Genomic DNA, 16668 nt, shown 5'->3' with positions numbered 1-16668 from the left:
TCCTGCGTCAGACGGCTTCCGCCGCTGAGGTGAGGGCTTCCCAGGTCTCCCACCACTGCGCGCGGCGTTCGGCCTTGCGGGTCTGCTCCCGTTCGACGAGGCGGCCCGCCACGAACGCCACCGCCGCGTCGACCTCGTCGCCGAAGTCGTGGAGCAGGGCGCGCACGCGTTCCTCGGCCACGCAGGCGTCCTGGTGCTCGCCGAGCACGTCCTGGAAGCGGCGGGTCGCTCTGATCAGCTGCTGCACCGGTTTGCCGAACGCGGGTTGCGCGAGCTCCGCGGTGTAGCGGACCCGTTTGCCCCGGATGCGCAGTGCGTGCAGGTCGGGGTCGGCGGGGGATTCGGGCAGCCGTGCCACCGCTTTTCGGAGTTTCCGGAACTCGCCGAGCACGAGTGCGCGCAGCTCCCGCGCGCTGTCCACATCGGACTCCTCGGGGGTGCTGCGGACGGCGGTGGCCACGGCGCGCAGCAGGTCGAGGTAGCGGTCGCTGCCCAAGGCCGTGAGCAGTTCGATGCGGGCGGCTCCGTGCTCGGCCTCCAGGCCGGAGATCAGCCGGGCGGCCGCGGCCCGCTCGCCCTCGGGCAGGTCGGCGCTCTCCTCGCGCAGCCGGTCCAGCAGGACGTCGAGGTCGCGGACCGGGCCCAGCGCGCGCCCCAGCCAGCCGAGCTCCGCGCGCAGCGGCTCCGACCAGCCCTGGTCCAGGAACGGCCGCGCGGCCCGCAGCATCGCGCGCATCCGACGCACCGAGACCCGCATCTGGTGCAGCTCTTCGGGATCGGTCCCGAGCCTGGTCCCGGGATCGTGCGCGATCAGCGCGCGCAGCCGGGTGTCCAGCCCGGCCCGCACGTGCTCGGCGATGGAGGCCTGCGCATCGGCCGCCACCGGCTCGGCGGGCAGGTCGACGACGTCCGCCAGGTCGCGGTGCTGCCAGCTGCTAGCCATCACCAATGATAAAAACGCCCGCTCCGACCCCCGCCTGGTCCGATCGGCCCAACCGGCCCGGAACGGCAGCGGGGCCGGTCGACGTGGTGTCGGCCGGCCCCGCTGGGTCGTTCGGTCAGTCGTTGGCGTGCAGGGCCGCGTTGAGCTCGACCTTGCCGCCCGCGCGCTCGGTCACCTCGACGGTGCCCGTGGTGGAGTTGCGGCGGAAGAGCAGGTTGTCCGAACCGGACAGCTCCGAGGCCTTGGTGATGGTGCCGTCCGGCAGCGTCACCTTGGTGCCTGCGGTGATGTACAGGCCCGCCTCGACGATGCAGTCGTCGCCCAGCGAGATGCCCACGCCGCCGTTGGCGCCGATCAGGCAGCGCTCGCCGATGGAGATGACCTCCTTGCCGCCGCCGGACAGGGTGCCCATGATCGAGGCGCCGCCGCCGACGTCCGAGCCGTCGTCGACCACGACGCCCGCGGAGATCCGGCCCTCGACCATCGACGCGCCGAGGGTGCCCGCGTTGTAGTTCACGAAGCCCTCGTGCATCACGGTCGTGCCGCTGGCCAGGTGCGCGCCCAGCCGGGCCCGGTCGGCGTCGCCGATGCGCACGCCGGACGGGACGACGTAGTCGACCATGCGCGGGAACTTGTCGATGCCGTAGACGGTGACCGCGCCGCGCGCCCGCAGCCGCAGCCGGGTCGCCTCGAAGCCCTCCACCGGGCAGGGGCCGTGGTTGGTCCACACGACGTTGGCGAGCAGGCCGAAGATGCCGTCGAGGCTCTGCCCATGCGGCCGGACCAAGCGGTGCGACAGCAGGTGCAGCCGCAGGTACACGTCGTGCGCGTCGACCGGGGCGTCGGCCAGGCGACCGATCTCGGTGCGCACCGCGATCACCTCGACCCCGCGGGCCTCGTCGCGCCCGAGCAGCGCCGCACCGGCCTCGCCGAGGGACGCGGCCGCCTCGTCGGCGGACAGCCGCTTGGTGCCGGACTGGCCCGGCTCACCCAGCCGGATGGTCGGGAACCAGGTGTCGAGCACCGTGCCGTCGTCGGTCACGGTGGCCAGGCCCACGCCGTGGGCGCCCGTGGTCTGCGGATCGGGAGACTGTGCACTCATACCGGGAACGGTAATCGGCGCAGGTGGCGGCGGCCCGCACGGGGTCGCGGGCGATCAGCCCTTCGCGACGGCCAGCAGGTGGCAGCCGGTGGTGATGGACAGCTCCGTCCGGTTCGAGGTGCTGAACCGGTAGACCGCGCCGTACTCGTCGTTGCCGGTGATCTCGTGGTCGCCGCTGCGGTTGACGATGATCTCCGGCTCGTCGAACCCGTACTCGCGGGTGAGCTGCCGGACGATGTCGACCGCGCGCGGCCAGGACGCGTCCGGCAGGTTGTCGGGCACCTGCCAGGACTCCAGCGACCAGATCTGCGCCTCGGGGACGTCGGCGCAGTCCGCCCGGCTGAGCGGCTCGGACTTCACCCAGGTCAGCGGGCCCAGCTCGTGGTCGAGCCGGTCCCGCAGCCGCTGCTGGAGCTGGCCGTACTGCGCGCTGATCTCCTCGATGCTGGGCCGTTGTCGCAGCAGGTTGCGCGGGTCGTCCACGGCTCCTCCCTCGGGTCGGACTGCCATGCCGGAGTGATCATGCCGGAGATCGACTGCGCGGAACCCTCAGTTGTGATGCGCACCGCCGGAGGTCAACCGATCGAGATCGCCGCGAAGTGGACGACGACGGGGGTGATCACCCGCGGGATGGCCAGTCCGACCGCGCCCGCTGCGATGGCGAAGCCCACCGCGAGCACTGCTCGGGCTCAGCTGCCTTCGACCAGGTGGCAGCCGGTGCGGACCCGCAGGACGGTGTTCACCTTGGTACCGACCTGCAGCCAACCGCCGAAGGCGTCGCGCATCTCGACCTTGTGGTCGCCGGGCCGGTCCAGGATCACCTGGCGCTCGGTGAACCCGTACTCGGCGGCGACCTCGTCGGCGATCTGCAGCGCCCGCGGCCACCGGTCGTCGGGGATGGCGCCCTCGTTCTGCCAGCGGTCCAGGGTGTGCTGCTCCGCGTTCGGCACGTCCGGGAACTCCGCGCAGCCCGCCTGACCGGGGTTGCCGTCGTTGACCCACGGCGTGGACAGGCCGAGCTCCGCGGTCCACCGGTCCCGGAGCTTCTGCTGCATCTCCTCGTAGCGAGCGGTGATCTCGGCCATCGCGGGCCGCTGCTGCAGGGCGCTGGTCTGGTCTTGCATGCTTCCCCCGTCGGGAGTGTCGGGCCGGCCCGCGCATCCGGTGAGGAGCGCGGCGCCGAGGACGAGCAGGGCGAGCCGCCTCATGAGAAGACGTCCTTGATCTTCGAGCCTGCGGCGCTGCCCCAGTCCTTGAGCTGCGAAGCCCCTTCCTGGACCTGGTGCGGCACGTAGGAGATCGCGTCGCCGACGCCGTCGGTCTTGCCCGTCACCGCCTGCTCGGGCACCCCGGCGACGACGGCCGCCAGGTTGTGCTGGCTGGTGGTGTCCGGTTTGAAGTACTTGCTGTGGCCGGTGACCTCGGAGCCGTGCTCGGACTTCTCGGTGGACAGGTCCTTGAAGCCGTCCATGTGGGACGGGTCGCCGCCGAAGCGGGCGAAGTCCGCGACCGGGTCGTCCTTGGCCTCCAGCCGGTAGGCGTGGCCCTCCGGGACCTTCAGGTCCTCGATGTCGTTGGTGCCCACGCCCGGCGAGCCCAGGATGACCGCGTCGTCCACCCCGTGGCCACCGCCCTGCAGCGCGTAGCCGGTGGTCGTCGACCCGTAGGAGTGGCCGATCGCGGTCAGGTGCGGGTCGTCGTCGCGGGAGGCGTTGATGCCCTTGTAGAACGCGTTCAGCTTCGCGCCGCCCTCCTGCGCGGAGTTGGAGCTGACCACCGAGTCGCCGAAGACGTCGAGGTTCTCGTCCTTCTGCGGCGGTTCGTAGCCGATCCAGGCGATCGCGGCGACGCTGCCGTCCTTGCCGCCGCGGGCCAGCTCGTCCTCGGACTTGGCGACGAGTTCCTGCGCCTCGGAGTCCATGCCCTTGAGACTTCCGTCCACAGTGGACGTGTAGCCGGGGGCGGACACCGAGACGTGGTCGGCGGTGTCGACGTTGCCGACCGCGACGGCGGCCTTGAGCCGTTCACCGCTGGAGTCCAGCACCAGCAGCTGCCGCGGGGGCTTGTCGCGGGCGATGGTCTCCTCCACCGCGTCCACCGCCTTGAGCTTGTCGTTGACCTGCTTGAGCTTCTCCTGCTCGTCCTCGGACACGCCACCCTGCTCGAGCTTCGCCTTCTCGTCCTGGAGCGAGCGGCGGGTGTCGTCGATGTTGGCCCGGTTGGCCGCGTCGCGAACCTCGGCGGGGATGCCGTCGCGGCTGCCCAGCCAGGCGGGCGGGTTCTCCCGCAGCGCCGCGCGCTGCTCGTCGGACAGCGACTTCCACCACTCGGCGTTGGCCTTGGGGGAGTCCTCGGCGGGCTTGCCCGCGGACGCGGCCATCGCCTGGACGCCGGCGGGGGTCGCTGCCCCGGCCAGCGAATCGCCCTCGCCGGGGTCGACCTCGTCCTTCTCGGCGGCGTTGAGCGCCTTGGCGAGCTCCTCGTCGGTGTCCTCGGCGCGGTCGAGGATCTCCTCGACCTCCGCCGAGAGCTTGTCCCGGATCTGGAGGCGGTGCTGCTTGACCTCCTCCACCTGGTCCTCGGGCACGTCCTGCGGCGGGGCGACGTCCCGGATGCCGCCCTCTTCGGTGATCTGGAAGCCGTTGGCCTGCGCCTCGTGGTCGGCCTCGTCGATCTGCTGCTTGATCTTGGCGACGCCGTCGGCGGCGCGGGCGACCGCGAGGCGCACGGTCGAGACCTCGGCGATCAGCGCGCGCATGTCCTCGACGAGCTTCTGGTGCTCCTGCGCGGACTTGTCGGCGGCCTCACCGGTCCAGCTGTCCGGGTTCTTGGCGCCGTCGAGCTCGTCCTGCAGGCCCACCAGGTCGTCGCGGCGCTTGCCGAGCTCGCCGTGGACGGTTTCGAGCGCTCCGGGGTTCCAGCGGCGCACTTCGGCGAACGAGACCACTGCTACCTCCCACCCGCAGCGCGAATGCTCTCCGCACCGGACCTGTCGGATTCCTCGTAGTCGTCACCGCTGGCGATCAGCGAGTCGCCGTGGCGCACGGCCGCCCGGCTCCACTGCTCGGTGGCCTTCGCCCAGCTCTGCGCGACCTTCTCGGCGAGGGCTGCCGACTCGCTGCCGGGCATCGCCCCGGCGATGTCCTGGGCGGGCGGGCCGAGCTTCACCTGGCTCGCCTGCTCCCCGGCCGATTTCGAGCTCGCCCCCGCTCCGCGCAGCGAATCCGGGTCTGCCGTGTACGTCATGCCACCTCCAGCGGCGCAGCCTAGCGCGATGATCACCACCTCAGATGTCGTTCGGCGCGATCCGGTTCCCGCCGGACCGCCGAGCGGGTCGCCGCCGGGTAGCCTGCCGGTCGTGACTGCGTCGTTGGATCTCACCGCTGACCCCGTCGAACTGACCGCCGCGCTGGTGGACATCCCGTCCGTCTCGGGCGGGGAGAAAGCCATCGCGGACGCGGTGGAGCAGGCGCTGCGGGCGCAGGCGCCGCACCTGGAAGTGGTGCGCAACGGTGACGCGGTGCTGGCGCGCACCAACCTCGGCCGCGGCTCGCGGGTCGTGCTCGCCGGGCACCTGGACACCGTGCCGATCAACGACAACCTGCCGCTGACCCGCACCGGCTCGGGCGCGGACGAGGTCCTGCACGGCTGCGGGACGGTGGACATGAAGAGCGGCGACGCGGTGATGCTGCACCTGGCCGCGGCGCTGACCGAGCCCCGCCACGACCTGACCTTCGTGTTCTACGACTGCGAGGAGGTCGAAGCCGAGCGCAACGGCCTCAACCGCATCGAGCGCGAGCTGCCGGACTGGCTGGCCGGTGACCTGGCGGTGGTCTGCGAGCCGTCGAACGCGGCGATCGAAGCCGGCTGCCAGGGCACCATGCGCGTCGAGGTCCGCACCACCGGCACCCGCGCGCACACCGCCCGCGCCTGGATGGGCGAGAACGCGATCCACGCCGCGCAGCCGGTCCTGAAGCGCCTGGTCGACTACACCCCGCGCAACCCGGTGATCGACGGCCTCCAGTACCGCGAAGGGCTGCAGGCGGTCCGGATCGAGGGCGGCGTGGCGGGCAACGTGGTCCCGGACTCCTGCGTGGTGACGGTCAACCACCGCTTCGCCCCGGACAAGTCCGTCGCCGAGGCCGAAGCCCACCTCCGCGAGGTCTTCGACGGCTTCGACGTCACGGTCACCGACGAATCGGCCGGCGCCCTCCCCGGCCTGACCGCTCCCGCCGCCGCGGAGCTCGTCGAGGCCTCCGGCGCGGAACCGGTCGCCAAGCTCGGCTGGACCGACGTGGCCCGCTTCGCGGCCCTCGGCCTCCCGGCGGTCAACTTCGGCCCGGGCTCCCCGACGCTCGCCCACACCAAGCAGGAGCACGTCGCAACGGCGGAGATCCGCCACTGCGCGGACGTCCTCACCCGCTTCCTGCGCTGAGCGGCGGGGTCAGGCGATACCGAGCACCGAGCTCTCCGAGCTCTCCGCGTCGGCGTCGGCCGTCGCCGAGCGCTGCTGCGGCAGCTCCGCCTGCTCCCCGTCGACCAGCTCCGCTTCGCGCTTCGCCGCGAGCTCCGCTTCCGCGAGCTCGGCTTCGGCCGCCTCCGGCGTGGCCTCGGCGGGTGCCTCCGCGGCGCTCTTCGCGCCGTGCTTGATGGTGTCGACGAACTGGAGGAGCTCCACCGGGAACGGCAGGACCAGGGTGGAGTTCTTCTCCGCGGCCACCTCGACCACCGTCTCCAGCAGGCGGAGCTGCAGGGCGGCCGGGGTGTCGGACATGACGTGGGCCGCGTCGGCCAGGCGGCGGGAGGCCTGGAACTCGCCGTCGGCGGAGATGACCCGCGAGCGGCGTTCGCGTTCGGCTTCGGCCTGGCGGGCGATCGAGCGCTTCATGGACTCCGGCAGCGAGACGTCCTTGATCTCCACGCGGTCGATGTGCACGCCCCAGCCCAGCGCCGGGCTGTCGATCATCAGCTCCAGGCCCTGGTTGAGCCGTTCGCGGTTGGACAGCAGGTCGTCCAGGTCGCTCTTGCCGATGATCGAGCGCAGCGAGGTCTGCGCGACCTGGCCGACGGCGAACAGGTAGTCCTCGACGTTGACGATGGCGCGCACCGGGTCCTCGACGCGGAAGTACACCACCGCGTCCACCCGCACGGTCACGTTGTCGCGGGTGATGCCCTCCTGGGCGGGCACCGGCATGGTGACGATCTGCAGGTTGACCTTCCGGATCCGGTCGACGACCGGGACGATCGTGGTCAGGCCGGGGCCGCGGGTCAGCTCCTGCACCCTGCCGAAGCGGAACACGACGCCGCGTTCGTACTGCTTGATGACCTTGATGCTGGAGGCGACGTAGAGGACGCCGAGGGCGATGATCACGATCAGCAGTTCGATGAGCATGGCAGGCTCCCGGGCTCGATATCCGGTCGTGCCCGCGACCCGGCGGATCTGCGTGGTGGTCCGGCCGGGCCGTCGGCACCACTCGATCGTTTCTTCGTATCGTACGCCCGCAAACGCGCCTGTGAATCCCTTGCGAACAGGCATTTCACCGCGCGTCGCGCACTCGGGCCGCGGCCGTCGGCTGCGTAGGCTCGTGCCATGACGATCGAAGGCCAAGTGGGCGAGCCGAACGGTGCCGAGCGGCCCCAGGAGAAGCAACGCGGACCGGTGGTGCTGCGTCGGTCCCGGCTGCGCGAACCCACCACCACCGACCAGCGGCTGCTGGACAGCCGCGGCCCCTCGGACTGGGTGCACACCGACCCGTGGCGGGTGCTGCGGATCCAGGCCGAGTTCGTGGAGGGCTTCGGCGCGCTGGCCGAGGTCCCGCGGGCGGTCACCGTGTTCGGGTCGGCCCGCACGCCGCGGGAGCACCCGGAGTACGCCACCGGCGTCGAGCTCGGCGCGGCCCTGGCCAAGACCGGCTGCGCGGTGATCACCGGTGGCGGTCCGGGCGCGATGGAGGCGGTCAACCGGGGTGCCTCGGAGGCCGGCGGGCTGTCCATCGGGCTGGGCATCGAGCTGCCCTTCGAGCAGGGGCTCAACCCGTGGGTGGACCTCGGGGTGAACTTCCGCTACTTCTTCGTGCGCAAGACCATGTTCATCAAGTACGCCCAGGCGTTCGTCTGCCTGCCCGGCGGGTTCGGCACCATGGACGAGCTGTTCGAGTCGCTGACCCTGGTGCAGACCAAGAAGGTCACCAAGTTCCCGGTGGTGCTGTTCGGCAAGTCCTACTGGCAGGGCTTGTACGACTGGATCCGGGACAGCATGCGGGCGTCCGGCAAGATCGGCGACAAGGACCTAGCGCTGCTGCACCTGACCGACGACATCGACGACGCCGTCGGGATCGTGCAGGAGGCGTACGACGCATGGGAGGCCACGCATTGACCAGTTCCGCACCCGCCGCCGACGTCTCGGTCTGCGTCTACTGCGCATCCGGACCCGTCGACCAGCAGTACCTGGACCTGGCCGCCGAAGTCGGGCGCAAGATCGCCAAGCGCGGCTGGACGCTGGTCTCCGGTGGCGGCCGCGTGTCGATGATGGGGGAGGTCGCCCGGGCCGCGCGCGCTGACGGCGGCCGGACCGTCGGGGTCATCCCGCACGCCCTGGTCGACAAGGAGATGGCCGACGACGACGCCGACGAGCTGCTGGTCGTGGACAACATGCGGGAGCGCAAGGGGCTGATGGACGCCCACTCCACCGCGTTCATCGCGCTGCCGGGCGGCATCGGGACCTGCGAGGAGCTGTTCGAGATCTGGACCTCCCGCTACATCGGCATGCACGACAAGCCGATCGTGTTGCTCGACCCGTACGGCCACTACGAGGGCCTGCTGGCCTGGCTGCAGGGGCTGGTCGACAGCGGGTTCGCCAAGCAGTACTCGATGGACGTGCTCACCGTGACCACCGACGTCGACGCCGCGCTCGACGCCTGCGCTCCGTGACCCTCCCGGACGAGCGCGGCGACGTGCCAGGATCTGCAGACGTGCAGCCCCTCCGGTTCCGCGACAAGGACGTCCCCCAGGACCGCCCGCTGGTGATGGCGATCGTCAACCGCACCCGCGACTCGTTCTTCGACCGCGGCCGCACCTTCGAGGTCGACGCCGCCGCCGAGGCGGTCGACCGGGCGGTGGCCGACGGCGCGGACATCGTCGACATCGGCGGGGTCCGCGCCGGCGCGCAGGGCGAAACCGTGGACGCCGCGGAGGAGGCCCGCCGGGTGGTGCCGTTCGTGGCCGCGGTCCGCGAACGGCACCCGGAGCTGGTGATCAGCGTGGACACCTGGCGGCACGAGGTGGCCCGCCAGGTCTGCGAAGCCGGTGCCGACCTGCTCAACGACACCTGGGCCGGTGCCGACCCGAAGCTGGCCGAGGTCGCCGCGGAGTTCGGCGCCGGGGTGGTGTGCTCGCACACCGGTGGGCTGCCGCCGCGCACCGACCCGTACCGGGTCCGCTACGCCGACGTGGTCGCCGAGGTGACCGCCGAGCTGGTCGAGCGGGCGGAGCGGATGGTGCGCCTGGGCGTGCCGAAGGAGGGCGTGCTGATCGACCCGACGCACGACTTCGGCAAGAACACCTGGCACGGCCTGGCGCTGCTGCGCCGGATCGACGAGCTGGTGGGCACCGGGTGGCCGGTCCTGATGGCGCTGTCCAACAAGGACTTCATCGGCGAAACGCTCGGCGCGCCCGTCGACCAGCGCCTGGAGGGCACCCTCGCGGCGACGGCGGTCGCGGCCTGGGGAGGGGCGAAGGTCTTCCGAGCCCACCACGTCCGCGAAACCCGCCGCGTCGTCGACATGGTCGCGGCCATCGCAGGCACCCACCCCCCGGACCAAGTCCTCCGTGCCCTCGCCTGAACTGAGCCCGCACCGGCCGGTCGCCGTCCGGGGTGACGCAATTTCGATGGAAATCGGATGTCCGATTTCCATCGAAATTGCGGAAGTTGTCCACAGGACCCGGGACCTATCCACATCCTCCGGCATGTCGGGTGTCCGACACACCGGGGGTTGCAGTTTCAATTGAAACTGCGGTCAGGGGGTGCCGACGGCGCGGTTGAGGAGATCGGTGAGGGCCGGGACCGGGATGTCCGGGCGGACCTCGTGCAGCAGCGGGGCCAGGCGCAGCCAGCGGGACTGGATCCGGGGCGCGCTGAGGGCGTCCCGGGACAGCTCGTCGACCAGCTCCAGGAGCCGCCAGTGCGCCTCGTCGCGGGCCATCACCGGCTCCGGGTGCTGGGCGATCACCTCGACCAGCTGCTCGAAGTAGTCGCGGAGCTGGGTGCGCGCGTCCGCCTGCGGTGCGTAGGTCGTCGCGGCGTCCAACCGCGACGCTCCGGACGTCGTGACCGGGGCGCTGTCGTCGGGCACTGCGGACGCCTCCTGGTTGCTCTCGCGGCTCATCCGACTCCGCAGTGTGCTCGAACCGGCCGCCCGTCAACGCCCTTGCGGGTGGACGCCACCCGAATAGCCCAGCTGTGATGCAGGTCATGTCATCCCGTATCGCGAAAGGACCTAGGTCCTCTTGTGGAAGCACGGTGACAGTGGTCGGAAATGACCGTAGAGTCGCTACCTGTGAAGGCTGATGCGCTCCGCGGCCACCTGGACGCCCTCTTGCTGGCCACGCTCGACGGCAGGGCATTGCACGGTTACGCGATCATCGAGGCGCTGCAAGAACGCAGCGGTGGTGCTCTCGACCTGCCCACGGGCACGGTCTACCCGGCGCTGCGGCGCCTCGAGCGCGCTGGTTACGTGCAGAGCACCTGGAGCACCGTCGGCGGTCGCCAGCGGCGCACCTACCGGTTGACCCAGGCCGGTGTGCAGACCCTGCAGGCCGAGCGGCGTGCGTGGCGCGAGTTCACCAGCGCCATCGAAGGCGTCCTGGAAGCCGCTCCGGCGAAGACCTGACCGTGGCCGCGGCGGTTCGCCGTCCGTGCCACGATGGCGACCGTGGCTAGTGCGCTCATCTACCTCTTCGCGGTGCTCGCGGTCGCTGCGGTGGTGTACCTGCTCGCAACGCTGGTCTTCGGGCGCGGCGAGGAGCTGTCCCCGCTGCCGCCGGGCTCGACGCCGACCCGGCTGCCTCCCGCCGACGTCGAGGGCTCGGACGTGCGCGCACTGCGGTTCCAGCAGGTCCTGCGCGGCTACAAAGCCTCCGAGGTGGACTGGGCGCTGGAGCGGTTGGCCGGCGAGATCGACGAGCTGCACGGCCGCATCGCGGTGCTCGAGCGCCAGCTCGACGTCGCGGGCGAGCAGCTCAAGGCGCGTGCCGAGGACTCGGAGGACTGAGCGTTGAGCCCGGTCGAGCTGCGGTTCAGCATCCCGGTGCAGGCCGCCCCGGAGGTGGTGTGGGCCGCCGCGACCGACTGGGCTCGGCAGGGCGAGTGGATGCTCGGCACCGAAGTGCACCCGGTCGGAGCAGCCGATGGGCCGGGTGGGCAGCTGGTCGCGGTGACCGGGTTCGGCGGCGTCGGGTTCGTGGACCGGATGGAAATCGTGGAGTGGCGCCCGCCGCAGAGCTGCCGGGTGCGGCACTTCGGCGAGCTGGTTGTCGGTGATGGCGGGTTCGATGTCGTCCGGTGCGGGAACGCGGCCTCCACCTTCGTCTGGTGGGAGCGGCTGACCCCGCCGACCGGCGCCGCGCTGGTCTGGCCCCTGGTCAGGCCGGCCTTCACCTGGGGGATGCGCCGGTCGCTGGCCGCGTTCGCGCGGTTCTGCCGCGAATACGACAGGAGAACGACGTGAGTGGATCCGGCGCCGTGCTCGGCGCGGACGGCAAGGCCCGGTGCCCGTGGGGTGCGGGACCGGCGGACTACACCGAGTACCACGACCGCGAGTGGGGCGTGCCGCTGCGCGGTGTCGTGGAGCTCTACGAGCGGATCACGCTGGAGTCGTTCCAGTCCGGACTGTCCTGGCTGACGATCCTGCGCAAGCGGGAGGCGTTCCGCAGCGCGTTCGCCGGGTTCGAGCCGGAGAAGGTGGCCGCCTTCGACGACGCCGACCGGGAGCGGCTGCTCGCCGACGCGGGCATCGTCCGGAACCGGGCGAAGATCGACTCGGCGATCGGCAACGCGCGGGCCGTCCTGGAGCTCGACCAGCCGCTGGACGACCTGCTCTGGTCCTTCGCCCCGGAGCGCCGCGACCACCGCCCGGCCACCCTCGAGGACGTCCCGGCGATCACCCCGGAGTCGAAGGCGATGGCCAAGGAGCTCAAGCGCCGCGGCTTCGCCTTCGTCGGCCCCACCACCTGCTACGCCCTGATGCAGGCCACCGGCATGGTCGACGACCACCTCACCGACTGCTGGCGCGCCACCTGAGAACCTCCGCCGTCCGGGTGGACCGCAAATTCCATTGAAATCGGACCTCCGATTTCAATGGAATTTGCGGCCGACGGCTCAGTGGCCGGTGAAGTTGGGGGTGCGCTTGGCGACGAAGGCCGACACCGCTTCGCGGTGGTCGGACGTCGCGCCGGCTTCCGCCTGGGCTCCGGCCTCCACCGCGAGCGCCTCCGCGAGGCCTTCGGCCGCCGCGGCCAGCGCCGTCTCCTTGATGCGGGCGTAGGCGCTGGTCGGGCCGGCTGCCATGCGCGTCGCGAGCTCCACGGCGGCGCCGACGGCTTCGCCCTCGCCGACGACCCGGTTCACCATGCCGATGCGCAGGGCTTCCTCCGCCGCAACCGGCTCGGCCAGCAGCAGCATCTCCATGGCCCGGCCGTACCCGATCAGCCGCGGCAGCGTCCAGGACGCACCGGAGTCGGTGGACAGGCCGACGTTGGCGAAGGCCATCAGGAACTTCGCGTTCGACGACGCGACCCGCAGGTCGGAGGCGTAGGCCAGCGACGCGCCCGCACCCGCGGCGGTGCCGTTGACCGCCGCGATGACCGGCTTCGGCATGCTCGTCACGGCCCGGATGATCGGGTTGTAGTGCTCCTCGACCGTCTTCAGCGGGCTCGGGTCGTTCGCCTCGAGCAGCGCGACGTGCTCCTTGAGGTCCTGCCCGGCGCAGAACGCCTTGCCCGCGCCGGTGATCACCACGGCCCGCACCGCGTCGTCGGCGGCGGCCTCGCGCAGCGCACCGATCAGGGCCTGCTTGAGCTCGACGTTGAGCGAGTTGAACGACTCGGGCCGGTTCAACGTGAGCAGGCGCACACCCGCGTTGTCCTCGGTCAGCAGCACGTCGGTCACTTCGAACTCCTTGCCTCGCGGTCCGCTGCGGCGGTCGGCCGGGACGTCGCACCGGGGTCCGAAGTGGACTCCGCTGGTCGCGCGATGTCCCAGGTGGACAGTGTTGTCGCAGGTAGCCGGGGTCATCGTGGAGGTGCTCCACCTGCCGCGGCGACCAGCGGTGCGCCGACTGCTCCGGACAGCCGCAGGCAGGCCCGCGGAGGTCGCGAAACAGCGCGCACGGGCGGTGAGTCTGCCAGCCGCCACGGGCATTCGACCAGCGCACGGGCGACACGAGTTGATCGGTTCGGTTTCGTCCCAGCCTCGGGATGGGGGAGAATGGGGGTGAACCCGAGCTGGTTGTGGCGATCAGCGGGGTAAGAGTTCACGGAGGGAGCACGCTATGGCGGCCATGAAGCCCCGGACCGGTGACGGTCCCCTCGAGGTGACTAAGGAGGGACGCGGCATCGTGATGCGCGTTCCACTTGAGGGTGGTGGGCGGCTCGTCGTCGAGATGTCGGTCGAGGAGGCCAAGAACCTGGGCGACGCGTTGGAGTCCGCCACCGGCTGAGGCCGCCGGCCGGCGATGTCGGGGCGCCGCGGGCGGACAGCCGCGCGGCGCTTCGCGACGCCGAGGCGACAACGCAGCGTCGACGACGGGTGGCGAGCACTCTTCGCCACGGGCCCCGGTGCCGAGGGCGGCGCCGGGGCCGTCGTCGCCGACAGGCAGGTCCCCGCGGCCGGGCGCCTCGGCCGGCGGGTGACGACAGTAGTTTCGAGTGCGCGCGGCCAGCCCGTGCAGGAAGGTCTTTTCGTGTCCGGTGCATCAGTGTTCCGCCCAGCCCAGTCGGTCCGCGACGCGGACCCGGCGCTGCCCGCCATCCCGACCGCTCTGGTCGAAGTGGACGTCGTGCGGCAGTGGCGGGACGGCCTGCCCGGCGCGGTCCCGGTCTTCGACGGGGAATCGGGACCGGAGCTGGCCGCCGCTGCTGAACAGTTCGATGTGGACGCCGCGGTCCTGGACGCCGTCGGAGCGACGGCCTCGGCCGGTGCGGTCCGCGCGCTGCCGCTGCCCACCGGCGGCCTCGGCTGGGTCGTCGGCGTGGGCTCCGGCGAAGCGGTGAAGTGGCGCAGCGCCGGTGGTGCGCTGGCGCGCGCGGTGCGCGCCCGGCTCAACGACGTGGCCGAATCCGACGACGAGACGGGCGATCTCGGCGAAGCGTCCGACGCGGACTACCTCCAGGTGCGGCTGCCCGCGGACGTCGACGGCGAGATCGTGTCGGCGCTGACCCTGGGGCTCGCGCTCGGCGGGTACCGGTACCGGGTGTCGCGCGGTCCGGTGCCGCCGCGACTGCGGAAGGTCCTGCTGGTGGCGCCCGAGGGCGCGGACACCGCGGAGCTGGCCGAGCAGGTCCGGCGGACCCGCGAGCTGGCGGCGGCCACGGCCCTGGCCCGCGACCTCGCGAACACCCCGTCGAACGTCAAGGACCCGGCGTGGCTCACCGGTGTCGCCGCGGAGCTCGCCGCGGAGATCCCGGGCCTGACCGCCACCGTGCGCGACGAGAAGTGGCTCGCGGACAACGGTTTCGGCGGCATCCTCGCCGTCGGCGGCGGCTCGTCGCGCCCGCCCCGGCTGCTGGAGCTGGCCTACCGCCCGAAGGACGCCGAAGGACCGCACCTGGTGCTGGTCGGCAAGGGCATCACCTTCGACACCGGCGGTATCTCGATCAAGCCCGCCGAGGGCATGCACCTGATGCGCACCGACATGTCCGGCGGCGGCGCGGTGATCGCGGCGCTGCTGACCATCGCGCGCCTGGGCCTGCCGGTGAAGGTGACCGGCCTGGTGCCCTCGGCGGAGAACCACGTGTCCGGCAGCGCCTACCGGCCCGGCGACGTGGTCCGGCACTACGGCGGCACCACCACCGAGGTCGGCAACACCGACGCCGAGGGCCGGATGGTGCTCGCCGACGCCATCGCCTACGCGGTCGACAAGCTCGAACCCGACGTGCTGGTGGACGTCGCGACGCTGACCGGCGCGATGAAGGTCGCGCTCGGCCTGCGCACCGGCGGCCTGTTCGCCTCCGATGAAGGGCTGGCCGAGAAGGTCCGCGCGGCCGGCGAGAGCGTCGGCGAGGCGTGGTGGCGGATGCCGCTGCTCGAGGACCACGCGGAGGCCGTGAAGGGCGAGCTGGCGGACGTCAAGCAGACCCCGACCGGACCGGGCGGCATCACAGCGGCCCTGTTCCTGCGCGAGTTCACCGGCGGCCTGCCGTGGGCCCACCTGGACATCGCGGGCCCGGCACGCTCCGACAAGGACTACAACGAGGTGGTGCCCGGCGGCACCGGCTTCGCAGCCCGAAGCCTCGTCGAACTCGCAGCCACCCTCACCAAGCCCTGACCCGTTCCTGGGCGCTGCTCGGGGGCCGCAGTTTCAATTGAAACTGCGGCCCCCACTGCTTGACGCTCCGTCTCCGCTGGTCAGGTCCCGTGAGTACTTTGGGCTGCTATAGCGACCCAAAGTGCTCACGGGGCCTGACCAGGGCAAAGGGGGCCGGTTTCAGGCCCGGCTGACGGCGAAGGTTCGGAAGGTTCGGACCGCTGGGGGTTGGGGGCGGTTGGCCGGCCAGGCCAGGCCGATCGTTCGGTGGGCCGGTGGGTTGAGGGGGATTTCGACGGTGTCCGGGGCCGGGGCGGTGTCGGCCGGTGGTAGGACGGCCACGCCCAGACCGGCCGCGACCAGGCCTCGGACCGTGTCGACCTCTTCGCTCTCGAACGCCAGGCGGGGTTCGAAACCGGCGGTTGCGGCCAGACCCATGAAGATCTGGCGCAGGCCGTAGCCGGGGCGCATCGCGATGAAGTCGTCCGCCGCCAGGTCGGCCAGCCGCAGGGTTCGGCGCTTGGCCAGGCGGTGGCGGGCGTGCAGGACCGCGACCAGCGGTTCTTCGCGGATCGTGGTGCTGGCCCAGCGCGGGTCGCCCTCGGGCAGCGGGGCGATCAGGCAGAAGTCGATCTCGCCCGCCCAGGTGCGCGCGAGCATGGCGTCGCGCGGGCCCTGGACCAGCGAGAACCGCACGTGCGGGTGCTCGGCGCGGAAGTCGCGCAGCAGCGGCGGCACCAGCGTGCTGCCCATCGTGTGCTGGAACCCGAACGTCACCTGACCCCGGTCGGGATCGAGCTCTTCGACCACCGCGCGGCACCCGGCCTCCAGCTGCTGCATCGCCTCCTCGGCGGCCTCGGCCAGCAGGGCGCCAGCCCGGGTCAGGTGGATGCCGCGCCCTTGCCGTGCCGTGACCGGGGTGCCGAGCTGTTCGCCCAGCTTGGCGAGGGCCCGGCTGACCGTCGGCTGCGGGATGCCCAGGGACTCGGCAGCCCGTGTGAGATGCCCCTCGGCGGCGACCGCGCGCAGCATCGCCAGCGTGGGAGCCAGGTGCGCCGCGAGCTGGGGCGCGTCGCCGAGCGGGAACGATTGATCCGCCATTG

At 71.8% G+C, this 16668-nt stretch carries 20 protein-coding genes; 10 read left to right on the top strand and 10 right to left on the bottom strand.

Annotated features, from left to right (window positions below; translation table 11 throughout):
* Positions 1-7: 7 nt before the first annotated feature.
* From OU415_RS12510 to OU415_RS12485, 6 genes are all read right to left on the bottom strand, one after another.
* Positions 8-943: a CHAD domain-containing protein gene (locus OU415_RS12510; RefSeq protein WP_270948846.1), complete on the bottom strand. Its 936-nt coding sequence runs from the start codon at positions 941-943 to the stop codon at positions 8-10.
* 115 nt (positions 944-1058) lie between these two features.
* Positions 1059-2045, bottom strand: a complete 987-nt coding sequence (gene dapD, locus OU415_RS12505; protein WP_270948845.1) for a 2,3,4,5-tetrahydropyridine-2,6-dicarboxylate N-succinyltransferase — start codon at positions 2043-2045, stop codon at positions 1059-1061.
* Positions 2046-2099: 54 nt separating this feature from the next.
* Positions 2100-2555, bottom strand: coding sequence for an LppA family lipoprotein (locus OU415_RS12500; protein ID WP_270948844.1), 456 nt, complete (start codon positions 2553-2555; stop codon positions 2100-2102).
* A gap of 179 nt (positions 2556-2734) precedes the next feature.
* The gene (locus OU415_RS12495; RefSeq protein WP_270948843.1) at positions 2735-3253 is read right to left on the bottom strand and encodes an LppA family lipoprotein; all 519 of its coding nucleotides are present in this window, start codon (positions 3251-3253) and stop codon (positions 2735-2737) included.
* Complete coding sequence (locus tag OU415_RS12490) at positions 3250-4992, bottom strand: alpha/beta hydrolase (RefSeq protein ID WP_270948842.1); 1743 nt, start codon at positions 4990-4992, stop codon at positions 3250-3252. The genes OU415_RS12495 and OU415_RS12490 overlap by 4 nt, the downstream gene beginning before the upstream one ends.
* Before the next feature lie 2 nt (positions 4993-4994).
* Positions 4995-5291, bottom strand: coding sequence for a hypothetical protein (locus tag OU415_RS12485; RefSeq protein WP_270948841.1), 297 nt, complete (start codon positions 5289-5291; stop codon positions 4995-4997).
* A 112-nt stretch (positions 5292-5403) separates the two neighbouring features.
* Here OU415_RS12485 and dapE point away from each other — a divergent pair, with 112 nt between their 5' ends.
* Positions 5404-6480, top strand: a complete 1077-nt coding sequence (gene dapE, locus OU415_RS12480) for a succinyl-diaminopimelate desuccinylase (RefSeq protein ID WP_270948840.1) — start codon at positions 5404-5406, stop codon at positions 6478-6480.
* A 9-nt stretch (positions 6481-6489) separates the two neighbouring features.
* On the opposite strand, the gene OU415_RS12475 is transcribed toward dapE, so the two are convergent.
* On the bottom strand, positions 6490-7437 hold the full coding sequence (locus OU415_RS12475; protein WP_270948839.1) for a slipin family protein: 948 nt from the start codon (positions 7435-7437) through the stop codon (positions 6490-6492).
* A gap of 198 nt (positions 7438-7635) precedes the next feature.
* Between OU415_RS12475 and OU415_RS12470 the strand changes: the two genes are divergently transcribed.
* Genes OU415_RS12470 through folP form a run of 3 tightly spaced genes read left to right on the top strand, consistent with a single transcriptional unit; the run spans position 7636 to position 9886 of the window.
* Positions 7636-8421 carry an LOG family protein gene (locus OU415_RS12470; protein WP_270948838.1) on the top strand — a complete coding sequence of 262 codons (786 nt, stop codon included), beginning with the start codon at positions 7636-7638 and terminating at the stop codon, positions 8419-8421.
* Positions 8418-8975, top strand: a complete 558-nt coding sequence (locus tag OU415_RS12465; protein WP_270948837.1) for an LOG family protein — start codon at positions 8418-8420, stop codon at positions 8973-8975. The genes OU415_RS12470 and OU415_RS12465 overlap by 4 nt, the downstream gene beginning before the upstream one ends.
* 41 nt (positions 8976-9016) lie before the next feature.
* Complete coding sequence (folP, locus tag OU415_RS12460; protein WP_270948836.1) at positions 9017-9886, top strand: dihydropteroate synthase; 870 nt, start codon at positions 9017-9019, stop codon at positions 9884-9886.
* A gap of 174 nt (positions 9887-10060) precedes the next feature.
* On the opposite strand, the gene OU415_RS12455 is transcribed toward folP, so the two are convergent.
* Positions 10061-10429, bottom strand: a complete 369-nt coding sequence (locus tag OU415_RS12455; RefSeq protein ID WP_270948835.1) for a hypothetical protein — start codon at positions 10427-10429, stop codon at positions 10061-10063.
* 171 nt (positions 10430-10600) lie between these two features.
* On the opposite strand from OU415_RS12455, the gene OU415_RS12450 reads away from it, so the two are divergent.
* Genes OU415_RS12450 through OU415_RS12435 form a run of 4 tightly spaced genes read left to right on the top strand, consistent with a single transcriptional unit; the run spans position 10601 to position 12342 of the window.
* Complete coding sequence (locus tag OU415_RS12450) at positions 10601-10933, top strand: PadR family transcriptional regulator (RefSeq protein WP_150065560.1); 333 nt, start codon at positions 10601-10603, stop codon at positions 10931-10933.
* A gap of 42 nt (positions 10934-10975) precedes the next feature.
* Entirely contained in the window at positions 10976-11314 is a 339-nt protein-coding gene (locus OU415_RS12445) for a DivIVA domain-containing protein (protein WP_270948834.1), read from the top strand.
* A 3-nt stretch (positions 11315-11317) separates the two neighbouring features.
* Positions 11318-11770, top strand: a complete 453-nt coding sequence (locus OU415_RS12440) for an SRPBCC family protein (protein ID WP_270948833.1) — start codon at positions 11318-11320, stop codon at positions 11768-11770.
* Positions 11767-12342 (top strand): DNA-3-methyladenine glycosylase I, encoded by a 576-nt coding sequence (locus OU415_RS12435; protein ID WP_270948832.1) that lies wholly within the window; start codon positions 11767-11769, stop codon positions 12340-12342. The genes OU415_RS12440 and OU415_RS12435 overlap by 4 nt, the downstream gene beginning before the upstream one ends.
* Positions 12343-12420: 78 nt before the next feature.
* Here OU415_RS12435 and OU415_RS12430 read toward each other — a convergent pair whose 3' ends face one another.
* Complete coding sequence (locus tag OU415_RS12430) at positions 12421-13209, bottom strand: enoyl-CoA hydratase-related protein (protein WP_270948831.1); 789 nt, start codon at positions 13207-13209, stop codon at positions 12421-12423.
* Between the two features lie 382 nt (positions 13210-13591).
* Here OU415_RS12430 and OU415_RS12425 point away from each other — a divergent pair, with 382 nt between their 5' ends.
* Complete coding sequence (locus OU415_RS12425) at positions 13592-13759, top strand: DUF3117 domain-containing protein (protein ID WP_009949794.1); 168 nt, start codon at positions 13592-13594, stop codon at positions 13757-13759.
* A gap of 243 nt (positions 13760-14002) precedes the next feature.
* The gene (locus tag OU415_RS12420; protein ID WP_270948830.1) at positions 14003-15586 is read left to right on the top strand and encodes a leucyl aminopeptidase; all 1584 of its coding nucleotides are present in this window, start codon (positions 14003-14005) and stop codon (positions 15584-15586) included.
* A gap of 159 nt (positions 15587-15745) precedes the next feature.
* Here OU415_RS12420 and OU415_RS12415 read toward each other — a convergent pair whose 3' ends face one another.
* Positions 15746-16666, bottom strand: coding sequence for a LysR family transcriptional regulator (locus OU415_RS12415; RefSeq protein WP_270948829.1), 921 nt, complete (start codon positions 16664-16666; stop codon positions 15746-15748).
* Positions 16667-16668: the final 2 nt, after the last annotated feature.

Origin of the sequence: Saccharopolyspora oryzae, assembly GCF_027853915.1 — a bacterium.
Classification (GTDB): Bacteria; Actinomycetota; Actinomycetes; order Mycobacteriales; family Pseudonocardiaceae; genus Saccharopolyspora; species Saccharopolyspora oryzae.
Note: the sequence above shows the minus strand (reverse complement) of the source record. Positions and strands in the feature narration are given on the sequence as shown.

Bases quoted from the DNA above. Each gene is read 5' to 3' on its own strand.
- OU415_RS12485 (WP_270948841.1), bottom strand. From the start codon at position 5,291: ATGACGTACACGGCAGACCCGGATTCGCTGCGCGGAGCGGGGGCGAGC.
- OU415_RS12415 (WP_270948829.1), bottom strand. From the start codon at position 16,666: ATGGCGGATCAATCGTTCCCGCTCGGCGACGCGCCCCAGCTCGCGGCG.
- OU415_RS12470 (WP_270948838.1), top strand. From the start codon at position 7,636: ATGACGATCGAAGGCCAAGTGGGCGAGCCGAACGGTGCCGAGCGGCCC.
- OU415_RS12425 (WP_009949794.1), top strand. From the start codon at position 13,592: ATGGCGGCCATGAAGCCCCGGACCGGTGACGGTCCCCTCGAGGTGACT.
- dapD (WP_270948845.1), bottom strand. From the start codon at position 2,045: ATGAGTGCACAGTCTCCCGATCCGCAGACCACGGGCGCCCACGGCGTG.
- OU415_RS12500 (WP_270948844.1), bottom strand. From the start codon at position 2,555: ATGGCAGTCCGACCCGAGGGAGGAGCCGTGGACGACCCGCGCAACCTG.
- OU415_RS12510 (WP_270948846.1), bottom strand. From the start codon at position 943: ATGGCTAGCAGCTGGCAGCACCGCGACCTGGCGGACGTCGTCGACCTG.
- OU415_RS12455 (WP_270948835.1), bottom strand. From the start codon at position 10,429: ATGAGCCGCGAGAGCAACCAGGAGGCGTCCGCAGTGCCCGACGACAGC.
- OU415_RS12475 (WP_270948839.1), bottom strand. From the start codon at position 7,437: ATGCTCATCGAACTGCTGATCGTGATCATCGCCCTCGGCGTCCTCTAC.
- OU415_RS12495 (WP_270948843.1), bottom strand. From the start codon at position 3,253: ATGAGGCGGCTCGCCCTGCTCGTCCTCGGCGCCGCGCTCCTCACCGGA.